This is a genomic window from Bacillus sp. AP50, assembly GCF_040492675.1.
Lineage (GTDB): Bacteria > Bacillota > Bacilli > Bacillales > Bacillaceae_G > Bacillus_A > Bacillus_A cereus.
Map to the genome: position 1 here is coordinate 1 of NZ_JBEUTW010000660.1, position 2,351 is coordinate 2,351.

Consider the following 2,351-nt stretch of genomic DNA (forward strand, 5'->3'; position numbering starts at 1 on the left):
ATAAAATAGAGGGAAATATATTATTTCTTACAGGACAAAAAGAATTATGGCCCCTATTTAAAAAATCAGATATAATGATTCGACCAACTTATAGTGATGCTTACGGTATAAGTATTGAAGAAGCAATTTACTTTAATTGTAGAGCTATTGCAAGTAATGTTTGCAATCGACCAGAGGGTACGATATTGTTTGAAAATCGAAATATAAATGATTTGGTATGTAATATTGAAAGGTGTATTGAAGATATGGATTTTAAGGAGAAATCATTATGATGCAGCCATTAGCAAAGCTGAAAGGGAAAATCCATAATAATATAATCCAACTAAGAAAAAAAGGTTTTTTTAGTTTATTATTAACAAAATTTTTAGTACAGTTTGTTGGGTTTGGAAGTGTTATTTTAGTTGCAAAGTTTATTTCTCCTGAAAGTATGGCACAGATAAAAAGCTTGCAGACTTATTTAATATTAGCTGTTCTAATAGGTACTTTTGGACTCGATACGGCAATATTGAAATATTGTTCGGAACCTAGGGAGGACAGCGAAAAAAATTATCTCCTCTCATATGCGATTCGGAAAAGTATAATTTTTTGTGTGATTGCAGTATTGTTATTTAATTTGTTTTTGTTTTTTGTCCCGAAGTATTCTATATCTCAGTGGGGATTGTATACCTTATGCATTCCAATGCTAGCAATGACAAATATTTTAATGAGCTATTTACTAGCTTTAAAAAAAGTAAATCGGATGGCCGTTATACAATCAATAATAAAAATACAGAATGCTGTATTTATTATTATTGGAACATGGTTGTTTGGCATTAAAGGATTTATCATTGCTACAGTATTAGGATTATTATTAGGATTATTACCTTTGTTTAAAGAGATAAATTCAATAAAAATATTACATAAAATACCTTCTAAAGTACCATATGCATTTTGGAGTATTGCGTTTTTTAGTTTTTTAGCGAATTTCACCAATAATATAGGAAATTATGCAGATATTATTATTATGGATAGTTTTACTACGGATCGAGTTGAAATGGGTTATTATGCCATAGCGACTATATTTTTACTAGGAGCAACTCAGGTTACAGCTACTTTACAAAGTATTTATACACCATATTTAGCAGAGAAAAATAAAGATATCAGGGCATTAAAGGCAATGACTTTTGATATCCAAAAAAAGACTATAATAATAAGTATTGTTGTTGGAGTAGCTGTTTACATTGCCTCAATGATATTTGTTCCCATTTTTTATGGGGAGTCTTATATAAACACAGCAAAGTATACTGGAATATTAATGATTAAGTATGTTTTGTATTCTTCGTATGCAATCACAGCTGCAATGTTAGTTTCTTTAGGAAAGATGAGAGAAAATTTTTATGTAACAATTATCTCAACACCTATAGCTTTATTTAGCAGCTATCTAGCTATTCAAAATTTCTCGGTTGTTGGAGTGGCATGGGCGCAAGTGTTTAATGGTCTGATTATTTTAGTATTACAGTATTCTATGGTATTTAGAGTTTTAAAAAAATGTGCATAAACTACTAGTTTTCTTATTGTTAGATAAAGTATTGGTTATGTAGTTTAATACTTTTTTATATAAATGGTTGTTAAGGGGATGAAAAGCATGTTAGATGCCTATAGATTATATTCAATCGCTAGAAAGCAATATTTAAAACGAAATTTTAGGATAGCAAAAATCATTACAAAAATAAATAATTTAGTGCATAATTCAAATATACCTCATACTGCTCAAATAGGTGAAAATAGCTCATTTGGTTATGGTGGCATAGGAGTTGTTTTGCATAAAAATTGTAAAATAGGAAAAAAATGCGTTATCGGTCAAGGATGTACCATAGGAGGCAGAGCTGGACATGGTGGTCCACCCGTAATAGGGGATAATGTTTATATTGGCCCTGGTGCAAGATTATTAGGAGATTTTAAAATAGGAAATAATGTAGTAATAGGTGCTAATGCGGTTGTTATTAAGGATGTACCTGATAATAGTGTGGTAGGAGGAGTACCTGCGAGAGTTTTAGGTACAGATCCAAGTAGATATCTTAAAATGGAATAAGTGAAAAATACTAATATTAGGAGGGGTTTTGTGTATTTAAAAAAGATAAAAGGATTATCCCCAAAGGAAATAGTAGTAAAAATTAAGAAAAAAACCTTTACTACTATTTCTAAAGAAATTAAGTGTTTTCAAGATAACTTATATCCCTCTTATTCGAAAAAAATTTATAAATACGAGTTGGAAAATATTTTTTTAGATCCCATAGAGTACGAATTTACTGATTTTGAAATCAAGCAAATTAAAGAAACAACATCCCTCTATTTAAAGCATTATTTTGATT

General features: G+C 29.6%; 3 protein-coding genes and 1 pseudogene. All 4 read left to right on the forward strand.

The annotated features are described in order from the left end of the window. Positions 1 to 272: glycosyltransferase (locus tag ABWK52_RS28020; protein ID WP_353772310.1), on the forward strand; the 272-nt coding region annotated here is incomplete at its 5' end. After that, the gene (locus ABWK52_RS28025) at positions 269 to 1,537 is read left to right on the forward strand and encodes a lipopolysaccharide biosynthesis protein (RefSeq protein ID WP_097853603.1); all 1,269 of its coding nucleotides are present in this window, start codon (positions 269 to 271) and stop codon (positions 1,535 to 1,537) included. The genes ABWK52_RS28020 and ABWK52_RS28025, both read left to right, overlap by 4 nt. Before the next feature lie 87 nt (positions 1,538 to 1,624). Beyond that, on the forward strand, positions 1,625 to 2,071 hold the full coding sequence (locus ABWK52_RS28030; protein WP_097853602.1) for a serine O-acetyltransferase: 447 nt from the start codon (positions 1,625 to 1,627) through the stop codon (positions 2,069 to 2,071). Positions 2,072 to 2,101: 30 nt separating this feature from the next. Beyond that, a pseudogene (locus tag ABWK52_RS28035) lies at positions 2,102 to 2,351 on the forward strand (alginate lyase family protein); the annotation flags it as partial.

Coding starts and splice junctions, on each gene's coding strand:
- ABWK52_RS28025 (WP_097853603.1), top strand. CDS start 269: ATGATGCAGCCATTAGCAAAGCTGAAAGGGAAAATCCATAATAATATA.
- ABWK52_RS28030 (WP_097853602.1), top strand. CDS start 1,625: ATGTTAGATGCCTATAGATTATATTCAATCGCTAGAAAGCAATATTTA.